Here is a 17,613-nt window from a genome sequence, read left to right as displayed (position 1 = left end):
GGGCGGGACGGTCACGATCCCGAGTGTCGAGAAGAACTATATTGTTCGCAACGCCTCGTCCGGTGATGTCATCTTCACGACTGGCGGCGGCGCGACAGCCACGATCAAGAGCGGCAATATCGCGTCGATCTTCTGCGATGGGACGAACGTCTATCTCTCTCTGATCAGCGACTATGGCTCGATCCAGCTCAAATCGACCGCAACGGCTTCGGCTGATAGCCATCTCGTCAACAAGGCGCTGCTCGACGCAACGGCCTTCTCCGCCGCCCTGCCGAACCAGTCTGGCAATTCCGGGAAATACGTCACCACGAACGGCACGACGGCATCGTGGGGTGCGATTCTGTCCGCCGACGTGACCGGGGCACTGACCTACACGCCAACCAGTGTCACTGGCCTGACGGGCGTTCAGTCTGTCAGCGACTTCAAAACGGGCCTGTCGCTCAACAACGTCACCAACACGTCGGACGCCAACAAGCCGGTTTCGAGTGCGCAACAGACGGCGCTGGACCTGAAGCTCAACCTTGGCGGCGGCACGCTCACGGGGCCGCTGATCACCGTTGCTTCCGGCACGGGTGCAGCGGGCTTCAACATTCCGCATGGCGCCGCACCAACTTCGCCGACCAATGGCGACGTCTGGACGACGACCGGGGGTGTGTTCGCTCGGATTTCCGGCTCAACGCAGCAGCTTGCGCTGGCCGGGGGGTACGTCGAGATCGACACCGCTACTCCAACGGGTTCATCTCCGGTCGTGTTCGACGATATTCCGAGCACCTATAGCGACCTGCTGCTGGTGTTCACGGGGGTCTCGCACAATGGAGGCGCGACGCAGACGATCACCGTTTCGGCATCAGGCAACAATGACAGCACTCGCACTGCAGTCTGGGCCACCAGTTCGGCGGTTGCAGCGGATACCTTTTATGGAGCACTCGAAATCCCTGGCTATCTCAAGGCCGCCGGGGTTGCGCTCGGGAACTTTATCAACCTGACCAGTGATACATCGTCCGCCGCACAAAGCGTCCAGCCCTATGCATGGCGGATCGCGGCAGGGATCAACGCGCTTCGTATCGCCTGTACCAGCGATTTCGATGCTGGGACGATCAAGCTTTACGCGCGATGAGAATCCCTCTCTTGCCCCCGCCGGGGATCGTCAGCGACGACACGACATTCTCGACACCCGGCACCTATGCCGATGGCAGCAACGTTCGCTTCTGGCGCGGCAAGCCTCAGGTCATTGGGGGATGGGCGGATGCGCTCAACACAACGCTCACGGGCGTCTGTCGGAATGTCCTGCCGTGGACCGACAATGACGGGTTCACGAACATCGCGTTCGGTACGCATTCGATGTTGCAGCTTTATAAGGGTGGAACGCTTTACGACATCACCCCGTCCGGACTGACCGCAGGTGCCGAGCATGGGGCGGGTGGCCCCGGTTTCGGCGCCGGAGACTATGGCGGCGGCGCATATGGCGCAGCGTCGACCGACGATTATTTCCCGCGCACGTGGAGCCTCGCAAACTTCGGCCAGCTGTTGATGGCGAGCCCGCGCATGGGCACGCTTTATGTCTGGGAGAACGACACCGCGAACGACGCGACGGCGGTATCGAATGCTCCGGACAACATCGTCTGCATGCTGGTCACTCCAGAGCGCCAGGTGCTCGCATTCGGCTGCAACGAGGAAGTATCGACCGACTTCAACGGGCTGTGCATCCGTGGCTCGGATATCGAGGATTATACCGACTGGACGACAGCCAGCGACAATAATGCGTTCGAGCATATCCTTGAAGGTGGTGGCCGCATCGTCGGCGCAAGGCTGTTCGGACCTTATGTCGCGGTATGGACCGACTTCGCGGTGCATCTCGGGCAGTTCATCGGCGACCCGGGCCAAACCTATCGCTTCGATCGCATTGCGTCGAATTGCGGGCTTGTCGGGCCCAATGCCGTTCATGTCCTCAACCAGACGGCCTATTGGATCACGCCCGACTATCAGGTGATGACGTGGAGCCTGGGCGGTGTGCCGACGCTGGTCCCGTGCCCGATCCGGAACGATTTCAAGGACAATATCGCCGCCGGCCAGTTCGACAAGATCGTGGCCACGTCGATCAGCCAGTACGGGGAAATCTGGTGGTTCTATCCCGATGGCCGCGATGGGCTGGAGAACAGCCGGTATATCGCAGTCTCCACGCTTGATGGCGCATGGTTCCGGGGGCAACTCGCGCGATCCGCTGCAGTTGACGCTGGCCCGACTGCATACCCCCTGTTCGTGACCCCTGACGGCTATGGCTACAGCCACGAGAACGGGAAATCCGCGAACGGTGCGGTGCTGGACTGGTTCATCCAGACCAGCGATCAGTATCTCGATGAAGCCCAGCGCTACGTGATGCTGCGGGGCATGTGGCCCGATTTCGAGGATCAGGCAGGTACGGTTTCGATGGAGATCTACCTTCGCCCATATCCACAATCCGATGTGGTCACGAAAGGCTCGTTCGCGCTTGAGGCGGGTCGAAACAAGAAGGACTTCATGATGTCCGGACGGGTTGCCGCGGTGAAGTTCTACGGCTCGTCCAGCCCGGCTTTCGTGCGGCTCGGCAAGCCTTCATTTGACGCGGTTTTGACGGGGCAGGAGTGATGGGACTTTTCGGAGGATATCGCAACCCGGTCGGGCTTTTCGGGGCGCCTATCAACGCTGCGAAGCCCAATAACGGGCTGGTGGCGCCGGGCAACATTGATCTCACCAAGCGGCCGATTGTTCGCAATCCTGATGGCTCGATCTCAACTGTCCGCTCAATCTCTATCGGCACCGATCAGGGCGAAGTGATCATACCAACTGTCAGTGATGACGGCCGGATCATGAGCGATGATGAGGCCGCGAACAACTATTTCAAGACTGGCCGACATCTCGGCATCTACAAGTCAGTCAAAGCGGCCGAACAGGCTGCTCAGCGCCTGCACGAAGATCAGGCCCGTATGTATCTGAAAAAGTGACCTACCCATTCCGGGATGAATTAGCTGGGGCGAACGACCCGGCCTTCGTCCCGATCGAATATATCGACCAGCTTCTGGCGGATGGCATGGCCCAGCTTTGGGTGGCGCCAAAATCCGCGATGGTCACGAGTGTTGGCACCTATCCAGGCGGGGCAAAGGCAATCCGGTCGATCGCAACGGCGGGCGATCTAACCGAAATCACTGACATTCTGGCTCCGCAAATCGAGGCGTGGGCGAAGGAAATAGGCTGCACTCACTGCTTTGTCGAAGGGCGGGACGGGTGGCGGCGAGCGCTTAAGGCGCGGGGATATGAGCCCTATCAAACTGTTATCGTGAAGGGTCTGTAATGGGCAGCAAGAAGACGAAAACGACGCAGCAGGAAACCAGTTCGGCGACCACCACGCCGACGACTCCGGCGTTCGCCCAGCAGCCGACAAGCAGCTATTTCGATCAGGTCAACCAGTTCGGTCAGACCGACCCGAACAGCTACGTCACGCCCGCCAATGCATACCAGCAGCAGGCGGCGAGCAATGCAGGGGCTCTGGGCTCCTGGTCGGGGCAGCTTGGTCAGTCGAATGCCCTTGCCCAACAGGCGGCGAACACTCCTGCAGCTCAGGCTCAGGGATCGCAGGCTCAGGTCGGCGCTACACCGCAGGCTGTGGGCTACCAAGCGCCCCAGGCGACCGCCCAGACCTATAACGGCGCTCAGGTCGGCGCTGCCCAGCAAGCTCAGGCTCAGACGGCGTCCGCGACCGGCTATAACGCTCCGAACATGGGGCCGGCGGCTCAGGCTCAGGCGAACGGCTATCAGGCTCCTAACATCGGGCAGGCTGCACAGGCGACGGCTCCGACGCTTGGCGCGACGTCTCAGGCAGTCGCTGCCGGTGCCGGCGCACCGAACCTTGGTCCTGCCGCTCAGGCAGCGGTGACACAGGCTCAGGCGGCCAATGCAGGACAGGCGCAGCAGGCGACGGCGGCTCAGACCGGCCCGGCGGCGCAAGCAGCGCTGATCCAGGCGCAGATGGCACAGGCAGGCCCCGCTGCGTCCTATCAGACCGGACAGATCGGGCAGGCGAACACATACAGCGCCCCGGAACTCGCTGCGGCGGCTCAGGCTCAGGCTCAGGGGTATAATCCCACTCTGGCCGCCCAGGCCGCCCAGATCGCGCCCCTGACACAGGCTCAGGCCGCACAGGCAGGCCCCGCTGCATCGCTGCTCGAAAATTTCTCCAGCTATCAGAACCCGGCGACCCAGGCGCTCGTCGATACGACACTCGCGGGATATGATGACAATGCAGGCCGGGTCCGCGCTCAGCAGGCAGCAAATGCGGCCAATGCGCGCGCCTTCGGTGGATCGCGTCTCGGTATCCGGGAAGCACAGACGGAATCGGATCTCGCTCGTACGCGCGCGCAGACCGAAGCGGGGCTTCGCAGCGACGCATTTGGTCAGGCGGCGGCCCTCTCCGAAGCGGATGCGGCACGCCGCCAGCAGACCGGGCTGTTCAATACCGGGAACACCCAACAGGCGAACCTCCAGAACGCTGCGGCTGCGAACCAGCAGGCAGCGACACAGGCCGGGTTCAACCAGCAGACGAGCCTGTTCAATGCCGACGCGTCGACGCAGGCGGCTGCGGCTCAGGCCCAGGCCAGCAATCAGGCTTCCATGTTCAACACCGGGCAGACGAATGCCCAGGCGCAGGCGCAGGCCAATCTGCAAGCCAATGCGGCGCAGTTCGGCGCTGCCAGCCAGAACGCCAACCAGCAGGCGCAGTTCGCCGCGAACAACGCAGCGGCATCCCAAAATGCTCAGCAGCTTCAGCAGAACACGCAATTCAATGCGGGGCTGGAGCAGCAAGCGAACCTGCAAAATGCGCAGCTCGGCACCCAGAACAATCAGTATAATGCTGGTCAGACCAATGCCACGGCACTGGCCAACGCCCAGCTTGCGCAACAGACGGCTCTCGCCAACCAGCAGGCGAACAACCAGTATGGGCTGGCGAATGCCGGGTTCCAGCAGGAGGCCAATCTCCAAAACTCGCAGCTCGGCACGCAGACGAGCCAGTATAATACGGGCCAGACCAACCAGCAGCAGCAGGTGGGTGCGCAGCTTCAGACGCAGGCGGGGATCGCATCGGCGAACAACGCGACGCAGGTTGCGATGGCGAACGCTCAGCAAGCGAATGCTCAGGCGCTTGCACAGGCCCAGATGCAGCAGCAGACCGGCCTGTTCAATGCTGGCGCGCAGAACGATAACGCGCTCGCCCAGGCGCAGCTTGCGGCATCGGCGGGCCAGTTCAATTCCGGCCTGCTCGCACAGAACTCGCAGTTCAACACCGGGCAAACGAACGCCCAGGCGCAGCAGCAGGCGCAGCTTGCCGCCCAGGCCGCCCAGTTCAACGCCGCCGGCCAGAACACGGCGGCGCTCCAGAATGCCCAACTCGGCACGCAGACCAGCATGTTCAACACGGGGCAGTCGAACGACACGGCCCTTGCAAACGCGCAGCTCGCGCAGCAGTCGGGCCAGTTCAATGCGGGGCAGCTCCAGAACAATAGCCAGTTCAACGCGGGGCAGAGTGCGGCAGCAGCAGCGGCACAGGCTCAGGCGCAGAACTCGCTGAACAGCCAGGGCTACGCCACACAGGCCGATCTCGCGCAGTCGAACGCCTCGCTCGCCCAGAACAACAGCCAATTCAATGTCCAGGCGCAGCAGCAGGCGCTGGCCAACCAGCTTCAGGCGGCGGGGCTCATGGGCCAAAATGCAAATGCCGCGGGCAACCTGGCGCAGGGGGACATCAACAGCCAGTTGGCGGCCGGAAACTCGCTGTGGCAGATCCAGAACCAGCAGCAGAACGCGCTGCCGTCCTTCCTGCAAACGCAGGGGCAGCTGCTCAATCCGGGGCTCCAGTCGATCTATACCGGCCAGACTGTGAACGGCACTTCGAACATGACAGGCACGTCGAAGACCAGCGGCGGCCTGCTTGGAAACGTCCTTGGTGCCGCAGCACAACTTGGAAGTGCCGCGATCATGGCATCAGAGCGCCGGGTGAAGCGCGATATCGTGAAGTTGGGTGCAGAGCATGATGGCCTCGGGCTCTATCGTTACAATTACATCTGGGATGCGGCAGAAGAACCCGTCCGTCACGGCGTGATGGTTGATGAGATTGAGCGCCTTCGTCCGTGGGCGCTGGGTCCGATCATCAACGGTATCCAGACCGTCGATTACTCCAAGCTGGAGGCAGTATAATGGCACTGTTCGGCATGTTCGGGAAAAAGAAGCCTCTGTTCGCGCCGGGGTCGGGGCCAGAGTCTGAACCGATCGCGCAGCCGCAAGGCATCTTCAACGGCGGCAAGTTCACGGGGCGTGACGCGCTGGGTCTCGCCCTTGGAGCGATCGGCGACGGCCTCGCGCAGAACAGCGGCGGTCAGGCGATTGTTGCACCTATGCTGATGAGCCGGCTGAACCAGCGGCAGGAAGATGAGCGGGCGGAAAAAATCTACCAGCGCCGCCGCACGGATGCGCTGGACGATTGGCGCGCCAAGGAAGACTATGAGCGCACAAATCCTGCGCAGACGGCATTCCAGAAGGAATTGATTGCGGCAGGGATCGACCCGGCAAGCCCCCAGGGTCGGGCACTGCTGAACCAGAAGATCCAGAGCACTGTCGATCCAGAAATCGTTGTGCCTTTGCCGCAAGGAACATTCGTTGGGCCGCGCTCGCAGTTGCCGACGATGTTCGGTGGCGGTGGAGCTTCGCCGCAGCCGGCACCTACGCCCCAACAGCCCCCGCCACCAACGAGGGAAGAATGGGGGCGGTTCGTGCAGTCCTTGCGACCTGATCTTCAAGCGGGGGCGTGGCAGGAGTTCGAAAGGATGCAGGGCGGCAATAACGTCCCATCTGGATCGCCGCTCAATCCGAATCTCGGCGGCAGCCCTCCCCGGATCAGCAGCCAAGACGAATATAACCGCCTGCCCAGCGGGACAGAGTTCATCGCCCCAGACGGATCGCGCCGGAGGAAACCATAATGGCTCAAAATTGGTGGGATAGCGCTCCGGTTGTCGGGCAGCCCCCGCAGCGCCAAGGTCGCGTGTTCGCTGACCCATACAAGGAAAGCGATGAACAGCGCCGACAGCGCGAGAGCGCACGCCAAGACGAGGAACTGCGGCTACGTAGGGATACGACGGCGCTGGCTATCGAGGCAGCGAAGCGAGACGCCATCCGTGACGCGCGCGCTCCTCTGAGCGCCAGCTACGACCAGACCACTGGCCTCTCCAAGACCTACAATGCTGATCCGGCCGTCAAAAGCTATCGAGGTTCGTTGGCCTCCTATGCCAGCGGACTTCGTGCGCCCGCCAATGCTGAGGGTGACCTGAGCTTGGTCTACAGCTTTGCGAAAATCATGGACCCAGATTCGGTTGTCCGTGAGGGCGAGGCTGCCAGCGTTGGGAATTCGAGCCCGACAATCGAAGCGCTGGCGGCTCGGATCAAAAAAGAATTCGGCATGGACGAGGGTGGGCAGTTTTCGCCGGACGCGCGTGAGCGTCTCAAGAATGCCATGAAGAACCGCGTTGCCAGCTACAATCAAGCATATGTTGGCACTCGCGATCAGTACCGGAAGCAGGCGGAGGCGTTCGGCCTCGACCCGATGCTGGTCATCGGTGAACACGCTGGCATTCCATTTCAGAAGGATGAGGAAAAGTTCCTTCGCCGGCCCGTCAAGACGCTCGACGCACAGGGAAATGTCGTCCCGGTAAAGGACGAGTACAAGACGCTCTTGCAGGGTGGGACGCCCTTCGATCCTTCACCAAATGAAGGCCTGTCCGTTGACGTCAGCGAGGAGGTTCGTCCTGGTCACCCCGACTATGAGCGCATGAAAGCCGCGCAGGACCAGCGCCAGCAGTTGGAGCGCCAGGCGATCGACGCGAAGAACATCATGCTCACCCAATCGCCATGGGGCGGCGCCAACAGCCTGATGGGGCAGGGCGCGGCGTTTGGACTGGGAGACGAAGCGTCGGGAGTTGGCAGCGGCATTGCGAGCGTGCTTTCCGGCGGAACTTTTCCGCAGGGCTACAATGCCGGTCGCGATCTGGAGAACAAGCGCCTCGACGAGCTGCGAAAGAAATACGGAGTCCTCGGAACTGCCGCTGAGATTGGCGGCGCGCTTCTGACCCCGTTCGGGGCAGGAAGTGCCGCGGCGCAATTGCCACGTGGTGTGCAGGCGCTACGAGGCGCGCGCATCGGCGCTGCCACGGGCGGCTTGACAGGCTTCGGCTATGGCGAGGGCGCACAGGGGCGGGCAGCAGGTGCGCTGGGCGGCTCACTCTTGGGCGGCGGCCTTGGTGCTGCTGGTGGCGCATTGTTCGGCGGAAATCGTGCGCCGGCTGATCTTGTGACGCCTGAACAGCGCGCCATCGCGAATGCGGCGCAGGCGGAGGGCGTGCGCATCAGTCGTCCGATTGCAGATGAGTCGCGGCGCGGGGCGATGGGCTTTCTTGAAAGCACCGTTGGTGGCGGCGGTCCGGTTCGTCGTTCGCTTCAGAACACTGCCGATGACCTAGAAGCCCGCGCTGGTGCGCTTGGCGGAGCGGGCACGGTTCAAGAGCGCGGAGTGCTTGGTCAGGCCTTTCAGAGCGCCGGGCAGCGCTTCATTGACCGATCGCGCGACTTGGGCGGGCGGCTGTACGATCGTGCTGCTGCGGCAGCGGGGCGTAATCCGGTCAGGGGACAGGAGGCGGTTCAGACCCTCGACCAGCAGATCGCCGAGCTGTCCGGCAATGCCAATGCCAACGCCCCCTTGATCGACTATCTTCAGGCGCTGCGCTCGGATTTCGTCGATGCCAACGGCCAGATCCGGCCAAAGGACGTGGGATCAATCCGTGACCTTCGCACCAGCATGCGCGGGCAGATCAGCAGCCGGAACCTGACCGCGACCGATGCAGACCGCCGCGTGGGCATGGTGCTCGATGCAGCGCGGAATGACATCGCCCGCGACCTTGGCCAAAGCGCTCCGAACGCTGTGCGCCTCTACGATCGCGCCGATCAATTCTGGAGGCAGAGAAGCGACGAGATCAAGCAGGTTGTCAGCCGCGTAATCGGCAACAATGACGATCGCTTGGGCGGTGAGCAGGTGTTCAACCGCATCAAGGCGATGGCTGCGCCCGGTGGTGACAGCGCGCGCTTGCGGCGCATGGTGGATAAGCTCTCGCCCGAAGAGCAGGCTGATTACGCATCGACTGTCGCAGCCAGCCTTGGTCGACGTTCTGCCGAGGAAGAGTTCTCGCCAGCCCTGTTCGTGTCGAGCGTCAGGGCACTTTCGCCCGGCGCCCGGCGTGTGATCTTCGGAGCGGACGGTGCAAGGTCGATCAACAACCTACGTCTGGTTGCCGAGAATTTCCGCAATACCGAGCAGGCGCTGAACCGATCGCGCTCCGGCGTCGTGCAGAATTGGGCGAATTTCTATCGTGGTCTGCTCGCGCCTGGCGGCGGCGCTGGCGTTGGCGTTATCGCTGGCGGCGTTCCGGGCGGCTTGACTGGTGCTGCCATTGGCGCGGCAGCGACAGCAGCGGGCGCCGGCATCAAAAACCTGTCGGCACGCGCCCTGATGAACCATGACATGTCCCGCTGGCTTGCGGCTGGTGCTCGACTGAGAACGCCAGCCCAGATCGCCAATCATGCACAGCGACTGTCCACGATCGCCGCACGCAATCCGGCCATCCAGAGCGAAATTCAGGCGTTGCAGCAGGGTCTGCTCAACTTTGCGAATGATAATGCCGGACAGGTTGTCCGTAGCGCTGCCTCACCCCTCGATGAGGAAGAAAAGCGCAAAAATCAGCGCCCCTATTAAGCCAAGTCGCCATTTCCGATTCGGGCTGAGCCAGACGATGAGCACGATCAGTGTGATCGCGTGCCAGTTTTTCACCTATGCCGGCTCTCTAGCACTGCCACTCTTTCGCGAAGCTCTTTGTTCTCCTGCCGCAGTTCGTCTAGTTCCTGACGATGCCTATTAATGACCACCGCATGTTGGTCGACAACGGCTGAAACCCGGTCAAGACGCGCTTCTCGATCATCAGAGCTAATCTGATCGCATCCCGCCGACGGCAGAGTGGCCAGCGCAAATAATACCGAGAGCCAAGATCTCATCCGCCGGAATTACCACAGCAGAAGGACACAGCCAATGTCTGGTATGACCCCCAAGCCGAAGCCGAAACCACGTCCCGTCCGGCCCAACAGCAAGCCTCGCCCAAAATGATGCCGGTCGGGGGCTATATCGGCATCTTGATCGTTCTAGCAGTGGTGGGGTCGCTGCGAAGGAACGAACCGATGCTTCGAACATCGCTCGTCATCTTGGCCAACTGGTTGGCGAACACGGCCTATGTGACGATCACGGGGGTCTATGATCCCTGGGTGTGGTTCATGCTGACCGATGCGATCGCGGCGGGCATTGTCCTGTCCAACCCGGCAGGACGCATGCAGGCGATAATCGGCTGGCTCTATATCGCCATGATCTTGGTCCATTTCGGATATTTCACGGCGCGCAACCCGCTGGCGGTTCTCGACTATCTGTATATCCTTGACGGGCTTGCGATCGCTCAGATCTGCATGATGGTGCTATGGGGGATGGGCGGTGTTGCTCGACGCATTGGTCATCATCTGCATCGCCCCGGTCATCGCGTATCTAAGTCGTCGCGCGTGGCGGGCGTGGACTAGTGAACGGTCCACGAAGGCCGAATAAGAATGAGTGGTTCACCCCTCCGATCATCCTGACCATCGTTACGATGGGGATGACGGCATATGCCGCTTATTCCACATTCAACCAGAATATCGACAAGCGCGTCTCGGTCCTTGAAACGCAGGTCGCGCCTATGTGGCGGGCCTATGAGGCTGCGCGCCAGCGGTAGGAGCAATCCATGACAATCACACTCGGCACCCGCTCGCTTGAGCGGCTCGACGGCGCGCATCCTGATCTCAGGAAAGTTGCGGTTCGGGCGGCGGCGATATCGGATCTCGATTTCACCGTACTGGAAGTGCTTCGCACCCATGAGCGCCAGAAGCAGCTGTTCGCGCAGGGCGCCACCAAGACGATGAATTCGCGGCACCTGCCCGGCGTCAACGGCAAGAGCCACGCCATGGACCTGGCGCCGCTGATCGACGGCAAGGTGTCGTGGGATTGGCCGCTCTACCACCGGCTCGCGAAGATCGTGAAGCAGGCAGCCGCTGATGTCGGCGTTCCCATCGAATGGGGCGGTGACTGGAGAACATTCAAAGATGGTCCGCACTGGCAATTGCCTTGGAAGGCATATCCATGAACGAGAAACACGTGCTGATCGCCTTCACCGCGATCCTGCTTGCCATATGCTATCTGGCGACGATCGCAGCGGTGCTGGCATGGACGCAGCGCTACGCAGAGGCATTGGGCTTCGGAGGCATCACCACCGGCCTTGTCGGTGTGCTGGGCACGTTCCGTCCGAAGCATCCAACGGCGAACGTCGAGCGCGCCGACACCGTCAACCAGAGCACGCAGTCATAAGGAGCAAAGCCATGAAATACGCACTCATTCTTGGGCTGTTGATGCTTGGCGGATGCGCCACGACAGGCAGCCTGAGTCAGTCTGCATGCACCAACCGGGCCGCGATCGAGGCGGGGTTCGATATCGCACTCGCCAACATGATGATGATCGAGAACCCGGTAATGCGGGAGGCAGCGATCTCGTCGATCAATATCAGCCGGGCTGCGCTGGCGGCTTGCCGCTGACGGGACACGTCCTCCCCACCCTGAGCCCGTTATCCCAATCCCTGCGATACGCAGCAAAGCCGCCCCGTAGCTGCGCACAGGACAAATCCAGCCCACCAGCATAGACGACAGCAACGGTTCGACCGTAGCGGTCCTTGGTGACGCGATCGATGCGCACGGGGCCTTGCGCGAGCAGCCGGCGGAGATTGTCGCGGGAGGCAATGGGGTCGCCCGGCGCGCATTGTCTGCCTGGATTGCATCTCCCCATCTCAGGTGCGTCGATGCCAAGGAGGCGAACGCGCTCCGATCCACATCGCAAGCTATCCCCGTCTGTAGCGACGCATCCGGCAAGCAGGACAGCAGCGAGCATCATTCGTCCTCATACCTCCCATAAGGCCCAATCCGAACATTCTTCCAATGGGCTCGGGCCTTGGGACATCCCTTGCCGCAGACCGTGCATTTGCACCGCATTTGGAAGTCAAAGAGCGTTTCGTCGAGGCCGCGATTGGCCTTCTCCGCGATGAGATCGGGTGTCAGGTCAACGACGCGGCCGCAATTCCAGCAGGTGAGCCGCAGCAGTTCGGCATGGGCAGCGTAGTATCCGAGGGTTCCGCGTTTGGGCACCCGGCGAGCAGATCATGCCGGGGGCGATTCGGGAAGGGGTTAGGCGGCCTTCGCGCTTTGCAGATCATTCATCGTAATCGGCCGATCCTCACCGTTCACATGGCAGATGCGCTGATTCAATTCGTGGAGTTCCTCGTCCGTCAATGCGAAGGCGCGCTGCGCAGTATCCTTGTCGGCATAAATCCCAGGCAACCACATGCCGCCTTTGTCAGCGATGACGAAGTCATTCTCCACGCGCCAGATGCGACCTTCATCGACTTGATACATCTCCATCCCCCGATCCTCTCACAATCCCCGCATGTGCTGGAGGAGCTGTGCACTACGATCGCCGGTTTCTCTCGCGACCTTGAGCAGCCAGATCGAGCTTGCAACCATGCATCCGGACCAGTGGCAAAACATGAACAGCAAGGCGTCCGACATGGCGGCGGGCCTGTCTGAAGCGAGGCCATATGTGGCGAGCGCCGAGAATACGATGGTGTAGATCAGGACGTATTTCATATCGATATCCTCTCACAATCCCCCAGAACATCCTAGTCATTGATTGACGGATTCGGTGGATTCTGGCATGTAAATAGGGTGATGCGGCGGCACTGATTGAAGTGCAGATCACTTGGCTTTGTCGAAGGCACTGTGCGAGCAATCGCAATCACCGATGTGGCTCTGGACCAAGGTGGCGCAACCGCAAGGGAACCGTTCGGGAGGCCTCGCCAGCTCTCCTAGCCGAGCAATCGGCCCGCATCACGAACGGCGGCACCTGCCGAGCCATTCTAGAACGGCGAAGTGGTGTGGAGGCGATGCACTTTGCGGGTCGATTGCGGCACTCTTGCCGGTTTCGCTGTGGGGCATCTGGAAGCGGGAGCCGGTACAGATCACCCCGCATCACGCGCGCCCCGCTTTATCTAGTGTGGATCGTGCGTGGAGAATGTTGGCGTCGTGTTCGCGCTTTCGTTCGCCCATCAGTTCGATACGGCGTTCCGCGGTGGCTGCCAACCATTCAGAAGGCGAGTTGTCGCGCAATAGCTCGTCGCACGTCTTCTGCTTGGCAAACGGCTCCAGCGCCTCCCTCAACCTCTCCACCTCACCCCGTAGGCGGGTGATCTCTGCGGATTGTTCGACAGCATCCCCGGTGGGGAGAGCGGCGGTGATGTCGGAAAGATGCTTGCGCCACCAGAAGTTGCCACGTTCGCCCTCTGGCGGGTAATCTCCGAACCAGTATCCGTCGATATGGCCTTCGCCTTTCAGAAAGCGAACAACCTCCCGCGCTCTGGCGATCCTATCCTCGGTCATTGATGGCCTGCCTTTCCATACTTCGCCCGACGCGTTGCCCAAGCCCTCGCCTTGATTTCTGCCTGCTCTGCATCTGACTTGATCGGCTGGGGTTTCCGGGGCGCACAGCCATTGAGATACGGGCCATCGTCGATCCCGCTGCCATCTGGCCGCTTGTCGAGCTTGCGCGGGATCGGCAGGCCGAACCGGAGAGCGACTAGCTGCGCGCGCAGGAGTTCGTTGGGATCGCTCATGTGCGTTCCTTTAGGGCTTCGTCGATCATGGCGCGGAACAGGATGACGACACGCGTACCCTTGCTCGGCACGTGGTCGAGTGATTTCATCTCGGGCTCGTCGCGGAGCCATTGCGGGATTTCATGGCCGCTGCGTTCGAGATGCTTGAACAGCGCTCGAGGCGTCTTGTCGCCCATGTCGAGCCACATCATGATCGCTCGGGGCAAACCGCCCCACATTTCCTCTGGCGGATCTCGGAGGGCTTCGAGAACGGCGCGGGCGATGGCATAGTCCTGATCGACTGGCCCATCGCAATGGCTGCACGTTTCCTTGTGAACAGCCCTCGCGCATTTATCCAGCATGGTCATCGATCGGTTCCTTGGAGGGTGGCGATTCCTTCCTCAGCGATCTGGAAGCACTCGACCCAGCCGTTGTTCAGGTGACAGACGTCGTCATGGCTGTAGTTGCTCGGGTTGATTTCCCGGCCGTCCTGATCAAGGATCTGCTGGAATAGCTGCCGGCAATTCTCCAGCGCCTCCACCAGATCGCGCGTGCTGTCGTGGCGGGTGTTCCAGCGACTGACCAAGTTTTCCTTGCGCCCGAACTCGACGTGACTGGAGGCTTGGCAGCGAGTGCAGACGATCACGTCTCCCCCAGCGTTATTCGGCTCATCGTCGCCGATGGTCATGCGCTTGGCCTCGCCCCCGCAAAACGGGCACGGCTTCAGCGCCTCCCGATCACATTGCAGTACAGTTGCTGTCATTGGGGGTCTCCAGAACGCATTGCGATCGCATGGGCGAAACACCGATTGGCCCCGCGCACTGAGTAACCAGCGCGCTTGTGGCAGCGGATCACAATCGGATCGCCGGGGTTCTCCACATGACCGCACAGGGTCCGGGATTTTTGCTGGCGGGTGAGCGAGCGAATACCGTCGCGCTCCATCTGGGCTGCCGCATTAAGCCGAGCCATTCTTCCCATCACCCCTCTCCCTTGATCAGCTTGAGGATTGCGTCTGCTTTCATCGGCTCAACCCTCCGAAAGACGAGCGCTTCGGCTCAGGGGTCGCATTGATCCCGGCAGCGTCACGAAGGGCGGCAGTATATCCCGCTGCCCATGCAGCGTATTGCGGACTACCAGGAAAGTAAGGATTGGGGGTTTGCTGCTTACTCATGGCTTCACCCATTCGTGATCGGTGGCAATGATGTCGTCGAAGACAACGTCAGGCTGTTTGGGATCGCCGCTGATCACCGTGCGGATGACGCGCTCGGCATCTTCCTTTCTGGAGAAGCGCACCGCACGATCGGTAACAGGCTCCCATTGGTAGCCGCCAACCCACCAACGCGCGTTCCAGCTTCCTTTCTGAGGCCACTCGATCAGCCACGCTATCGCCTCTCTATCCGGCGCTGTGGCTGGGGTGAGCGCGGTATCAGCTTTGCCCTTCGTCTGGATCGCAGCGACACCATTGGTCGGCACGTCGGCTGGCCGCCAGATGCAGCCGCATTCGTGGCATAGGTGGGAGCGGTGGGGCGGGTTGCTCCAGCCTTCGGACCACGCGCCGGCCTGAGCATCCGCGCCTTCGTGAAAACCATCTTCCGGCTCATCGATATGCTGCGCGTGACAGCGCGGGCAGTGCAGGATCATATCGATCGGCGCAGTGGAGATATCAGACATCATCCGATCCTTTCAGGTGATGGTTTGCGCGGAGGGCCCGCCCGATCCGAACGCAAGCGTCAGATGCGCCGTAGTCCCACTCTGTAGGCTGCCGGTAATAACGGTCGGACTTTCCTGCCAACACGGCCGCCGCTTCCGTGGTCGCTCGGATCGCGGCGAGGGCGGATTGGACGGCAGGGCACCCATCATCCAGCCCGTCACGGATACGCTGAGCGTACGCGCGGTTCATTTCTACGCCCGCATAGTGATCGGCTTCCTCTGCTGAGATATCGAAAAGCGCTGCTGCTATCTTCCTCGCCATCTCCATCACAGGATCTGACTGCGTGGGGGTGTTCATTGGGGATCTCCGGGGGTAGCGGGAGCCAGCCGATTGCCGTTCGCATCGGTCGAGTGCGGGTTGAGAAGCTTGGCGAGCTTGGCATCTTCGTGCGGGTTCGCATCGAGCATGGAGAAGATGCCGGCCATCGCTGCATAGCGAACAGCGGCATGCAAATCGCCGATCTCTGCGGGGATCATCTGGCGAGCCGTCCGACCACGATATTCCTCGTCGTTCGGCCCCGGTGCATCCAATCCGAACCGGAGAGCCTTGCCGATGAGCTTGAGGTTTTCGCCCATTTCCTCGACCATCAGGCCAAGGGCATAGCGTTCCACTTCCATCATTCCGTCTCTCCCTGAATGATGGCGCGAACAGCGAGGCAAAGATCGGTCGGGATCACGAAGGCGTCCTTGAACGCTTCGAAGCCGCATCTCCCATCAGCTCGCCGAAACAGGCCAAGCTCGACCATCGCCTTCAATGTCGGCGTGAACGGATCACGGGGCTCCCAACCTTTCGGGTTGAACCGTGGATCGGACAAAACCCGCAACATGTGCGACGTGAGCCCGGCAGCGATCTTCTCTGCGTCGGTCATGCGGACGGCTCCCGATGGCTGATGAAAACCGTCTTGTCGGGCGCCTGGATCGTGTAGCTGTCCTGCTCCATCTTGCTGCACAGACGAGCAGCTAAAGCCTCAGCTCGCTCCCAAAGCTGTTCGGGCGTCATGGGGAACCGCGGATAGTTGATCAGGCCGACGACGACGCCTTGATCGGCCATCGCGTTGCGGACGCCACGATAGATGTATCCGGTTCCATTCAGCGTGACGCAGAACCCAACTTCCTCGCAAAAATCCATGCAGACTTCGTGCGCGGTTTGCAGGCTGCCGGCCATGAAGATGGTCAGCGGATAGCTCGGGCATTCTTTGCGGATCATACAATACCTCCAAGGCTCAGCCGGTCAGCTGTGCTCATCTCATCGCTGGCGCACCCCGCGCAGGCTGGCTGAAACAGATCGATCTGCCGGGGATCGGAGGGCTTGGGCATTGTCTCACCCCATCCCCAGCCGAACTTTGCTCTGGCGCGCCTCTCAAGGTCGTCCAGTTGCGCTCCCCATTCCGGATAGATCGCCGCCGCCTCACCGCGCATCTGCTGGTTCTGCATCGTGCCACACATGCATTCGCCGGAGCGACAAAGCTGGATCGCAACCGGATTGATCGGCACGCCCCGCATGCAGAGATATTGATCTCGATCGGCAGCGCTCCAATCGTGGATGATGTTTACCCATATATTGCCGGGGCTGGCAGGATCGCGGCGCGTCTCTTTCAGGTTCTTCGCACGATTGTCGCTCTCGGATGCGCGGGCACCGTTGAGCAGCAGGATGCACGCCGCGCTTGCCCTGGCGGATGGTGCGCGAGATGGCCTTGCGCATCGGGGTCGCCTTGAGAACCCTATAGGAATAGTTGTGCGCGTCCCGGCCAACCCCGAAGAAGCCCTTGCGCATCACATATTCTTCATAGGCGTCGCCAGCGTCCGCCATGACGAAATCCGGCCCGAGATTGCCGTAATAGCCGACGACATGTTCCGTGGTTTCGCGTATACCAGTCCCGGTTCGGCAGTGCAGGATCATGTCGATCTTGATGCCCATGTCGCGGGCCAGTTCGACTTCCGCAGCGCTGTCGCGACCGCCTGAAACGGTTGCGATGATGTGCGTCGGCTGGATCTCGCGAATGACGCGTTCCATCCGCTCGGCAGACATCTCCATCGCACTGGTGAGCGAAGGGCTGACCCTGAGGCGATC

The 17,613-nt window shown here is 61.4% G+C and carries 25 protein-coding genes; 12 read left to right on the top strand and 13 right to left on the bottom strand.

Going from position 1 to position 17,613, the window contains the following annotated elements:
- The 11 genes from AC3WN8_RS21840 to AC3WN8_RS21790 form a co-directional block, all read left to right on the top strand.
- Positions 1-1,117: hypothetical protein (locus AC3WN8_RS21840; RefSeq protein WP_492671598.1), on the top strand; the 1,117-nt coding region annotated here is incomplete at its 5' end.
- Positions 1,030-2,625 carry a hypothetical protein gene (locus AC3WN8_RS21835; RefSeq protein ID WP_492671597.1) on the top strand — a complete coding sequence of 532 codons (1,596 nt, stop codon included), beginning with the start codon at positions 1,030-1,032 and terminating at the stop codon, positions 2,623-2,625. The genes AC3WN8_RS21840 and AC3WN8_RS21835, both read left to right, overlap by 88 nt.
- Positions 2,625-2,981, top strand: coding sequence for a hypothetical protein (locus tag AC3WN8_RS21830; protein ID WP_492671596.1), 357 nt, complete (start codon positions 2,625-2,627; stop codon positions 2,979-2,981). Before AC3WN8_RS21835 ends, AC3WN8_RS21830 begins: the two co-directional genes overlap by 1 nt.
- Complete coding sequence (locus AC3WN8_RS21825) at positions 2,978-3,328, top strand: hypothetical protein (RefSeq protein ID WP_492671595.1); 351 nt, start codon at positions 2,978-2,980, stop codon at positions 3,326-3,328. The genes AC3WN8_RS21830 and AC3WN8_RS21825 overlap by 4 nt, the downstream gene beginning before the upstream one ends.
- The gene (locus tag AC3WN8_RS21820) at positions 3,328-6,225 is read left to right on the top strand and encodes a hypothetical protein (RefSeq protein WP_492671594.1); all 2,898 of its coding nucleotides are present in this window, start codon (positions 3,328-3,330) and stop codon (positions 6,223-6,225) included. The genes AC3WN8_RS21825 and AC3WN8_RS21820 overlap by 1 nt, the downstream gene beginning before the upstream one ends.
- Positions 6,225-7,004 carry a hypothetical protein gene (locus AC3WN8_RS21815; RefSeq protein WP_492671593.1) on the top strand — a complete coding sequence of 260 codons (780 nt, stop codon included), beginning with the start codon at positions 6,225-6,227 and terminating at the stop codon, positions 7,002-7,004. Before AC3WN8_RS21820 ends, AC3WN8_RS21815 begins: the two co-directional genes overlap by 1 nt.
- Positions 7,004-9,823 (top strand): hypothetical protein, encoded by a 2,820-nt coding sequence (locus tag AC3WN8_RS21810; protein WP_492671592.1) that lies wholly within the window; start codon positions 7,004-7,006, stop codon positions 9,821-9,823. The genes AC3WN8_RS21815 and AC3WN8_RS21810 overlap by 1 nt, the downstream gene beginning before the upstream one ends.
- A 401-nt stretch (positions 9,824-10,224) precedes the next feature.
- On the top strand, positions 10,225-10,686 hold the full coding sequence (locus AC3WN8_RS21805) for a hypothetical protein (RefSeq protein WP_492671591.1): 462 nt from the start codon (positions 10,225-10,227) through the stop codon (positions 10,684-10,686).
- A gap of 200 nt (positions 10,687-10,886) precedes the next feature.
- Complete coding sequence (locus tag AC3WN8_RS21800; RefSeq protein ID WP_492671590.1) at positions 10,887-11,285, top strand: M15 family metallopeptidase; 399 nt, start codon at positions 10,887-10,889, stop codon at positions 11,283-11,285.
- Complete coding sequence (locus tag AC3WN8_RS21795; RefSeq protein WP_492671589.1) at positions 11,282-11,506, top strand: hypothetical protein; 225 nt, start codon at positions 11,282-11,284, stop codon at positions 11,504-11,506. Before AC3WN8_RS21800 ends, AC3WN8_RS21795 begins: the two co-directional genes overlap by 4 nt.
- A gap of 11 nt (positions 11,507-11,517) precedes the next feature.
- Positions 11,518-11,730: a hypothetical protein gene (locus tag AC3WN8_RS21790; RefSeq protein WP_492671588.1), complete on the top strand. Its 213-nt coding sequence runs from the start codon at positions 11,518-11,520 to the stop codon at positions 11,728-11,730.
- On the opposite strand, the gene AC3WN8_RS21785 is transcribed toward AC3WN8_RS21790, so the two are convergent.
- From AC3WN8_RS21785 to AC3WN8_RS21725, 13 genes are all read right to left on the bottom strand, one after another.
- Positions 11,699-12,079: a thermonuclease family protein gene (locus tag AC3WN8_RS21785; protein ID WP_492671600.1), complete on the bottom strand. Its 381-nt coding sequence runs from the start codon at positions 12,077-12,079 to the stop codon at positions 11,699-11,701. The two genes, AC3WN8_RS21790 and AC3WN8_RS21785, sit on opposite strands and share 32 nt — an antisense overlap.
- 293 nt (positions 12,080-12,372) lie before the next feature.
- On the bottom strand, positions 12,373-12,606 hold the full coding sequence (locus tag AC3WN8_RS21780; RefSeq protein WP_492671587.1) for a hypothetical protein: 234 nt from the start codon (positions 12,604-12,606) through the stop codon (positions 12,373-12,375).
- A 12-nt stretch (positions 12,607-12,618) separates the two neighbouring features.
- Positions 12,619-12,831 (bottom strand): hypothetical protein, encoded by a 213-nt coding sequence (locus tag AC3WN8_RS21775; protein ID WP_492671586.1) that lies wholly within the window; start codon positions 12,829-12,831, stop codon positions 12,619-12,621.
- Positions 12,832-13,212: 381 nt separating this feature from the next.
- A complete protein-coding gene (locus tag AC3WN8_RS21770) occupies positions 13,213-13,620 on the bottom strand; it encodes a hypothetical protein (protein WP_492671585.1) in 408 nt (135 codons plus the stop codon).
- Positions 13,617-13,853: a hypothetical protein gene (locus tag AC3WN8_RS21765; RefSeq protein WP_492671584.1), complete on the bottom strand. Its 237-nt coding sequence runs from the start codon at positions 13,851-13,853 to the stop codon at positions 13,617-13,619. Before AC3WN8_RS21765 ends, AC3WN8_RS21770 begins: the two co-directional genes overlap by 4 nt.
- Entirely contained in the window at positions 13,850-14,200 is a 351-nt protein-coding gene (locus tag AC3WN8_RS21760) for a hypothetical protein (RefSeq protein WP_492671583.1), read from the bottom strand. Before AC3WN8_RS21760 ends, AC3WN8_RS21765 begins: the two co-directional genes overlap by 4 nt.
- Positions 14,197-14,595 carry a Lar family restriction alleviation protein gene (locus AC3WN8_RS21755; RefSeq protein WP_492671582.1) on the bottom strand — a complete coding sequence of 133 codons (399 nt, stop codon included), beginning with the start codon at positions 14,593-14,595 and terminating at the stop codon, positions 14,197-14,199. The genes AC3WN8_RS21760 and AC3WN8_RS21755 overlap by 4 nt, the downstream gene beginning before the upstream one ends.
- Before the next feature lie 404 nt (positions 14,596-14,999).
- Positions 15,000-15,503 carry a hypothetical protein gene (locus AC3WN8_RS21750; RefSeq protein WP_492671581.1) on the bottom strand — a complete coding sequence of 168 codons (504 nt, stop codon included), beginning with the start codon at positions 15,501-15,503 and terminating at the stop codon, positions 15,000-15,002.
- Complete coding sequence (locus AC3WN8_RS21745; RefSeq protein ID WP_492671580.1) at positions 15,496-15,840, bottom strand: hypothetical protein; 345 nt, start codon at positions 15,838-15,840, stop codon at positions 15,496-15,498. The genes AC3WN8_RS21750 and AC3WN8_RS21745 overlap by 8 nt, the downstream gene beginning before the upstream one ends.
- Positions 15,837-16,163, bottom strand: a complete 327-nt coding sequence (locus tag AC3WN8_RS21740; RefSeq protein WP_492671579.1) for a hypothetical protein — start codon at positions 16,161-16,163, stop codon at positions 15,837-15,839. Before AC3WN8_RS21740 ends, AC3WN8_RS21745 begins: the two co-directional genes overlap by 4 nt.
- Positions 16,160-16,411, bottom strand: a complete 252-nt coding sequence (locus tag AC3WN8_RS21735; protein ID WP_492671578.1) for a hypothetical protein — start codon at positions 16,409-16,411, stop codon at positions 16,160-16,162. The genes AC3WN8_RS21740 and AC3WN8_RS21735 overlap by 4 nt, the downstream gene beginning before the upstream one ends.
- On the bottom strand, positions 16,408-16,749 hold the full coding sequence (locus tag AC3WN8_RS21730) for a hypothetical protein (protein ID WP_492671577.1): 342 nt from the start codon (positions 16,747-16,749) through the stop codon (positions 16,408-16,410). The genes AC3WN8_RS21735 and AC3WN8_RS21730 overlap by 4 nt, the downstream gene beginning before the upstream one ends.
- A complete protein-coding gene (locus tag AC3WN8_RS21725) occupies positions 16,746-17,294 on the bottom strand; it encodes a phosphoadenosine phosphosulfate reductase domain-containing protein (RefSeq protein WP_492671576.1) in 549 nt (182 codons plus the stop codon). The genes AC3WN8_RS21730 and AC3WN8_RS21725 overlap by 4 nt, the downstream gene beginning before the upstream one ends.
- Here AC3WN8_RS21725 and AC3WN8_RS21720 point away from each other — a divergent pair.
- Positions 17,278-17,505, top strand: a complete 228-nt coding sequence (locus AC3WN8_RS21720) for a hypothetical protein (RefSeq protein WP_492671575.1) — start codon at positions 17,278-17,280, stop codon at positions 17,503-17,505. The genes AC3WN8_RS21725 and AC3WN8_RS21720 overlap by 17 nt on opposite strands.
- The last annotated feature ends 108 nt before the right edge of the window (positions 17,506-17,613 follow it).

This window comes from Sphingobium sp. FW305-3-2-15-F-TSA7 (genome assembly GCF_058787155.1).
This window is presented reverse-complemented; position numbering and strand designations above follow the sequence as displayed.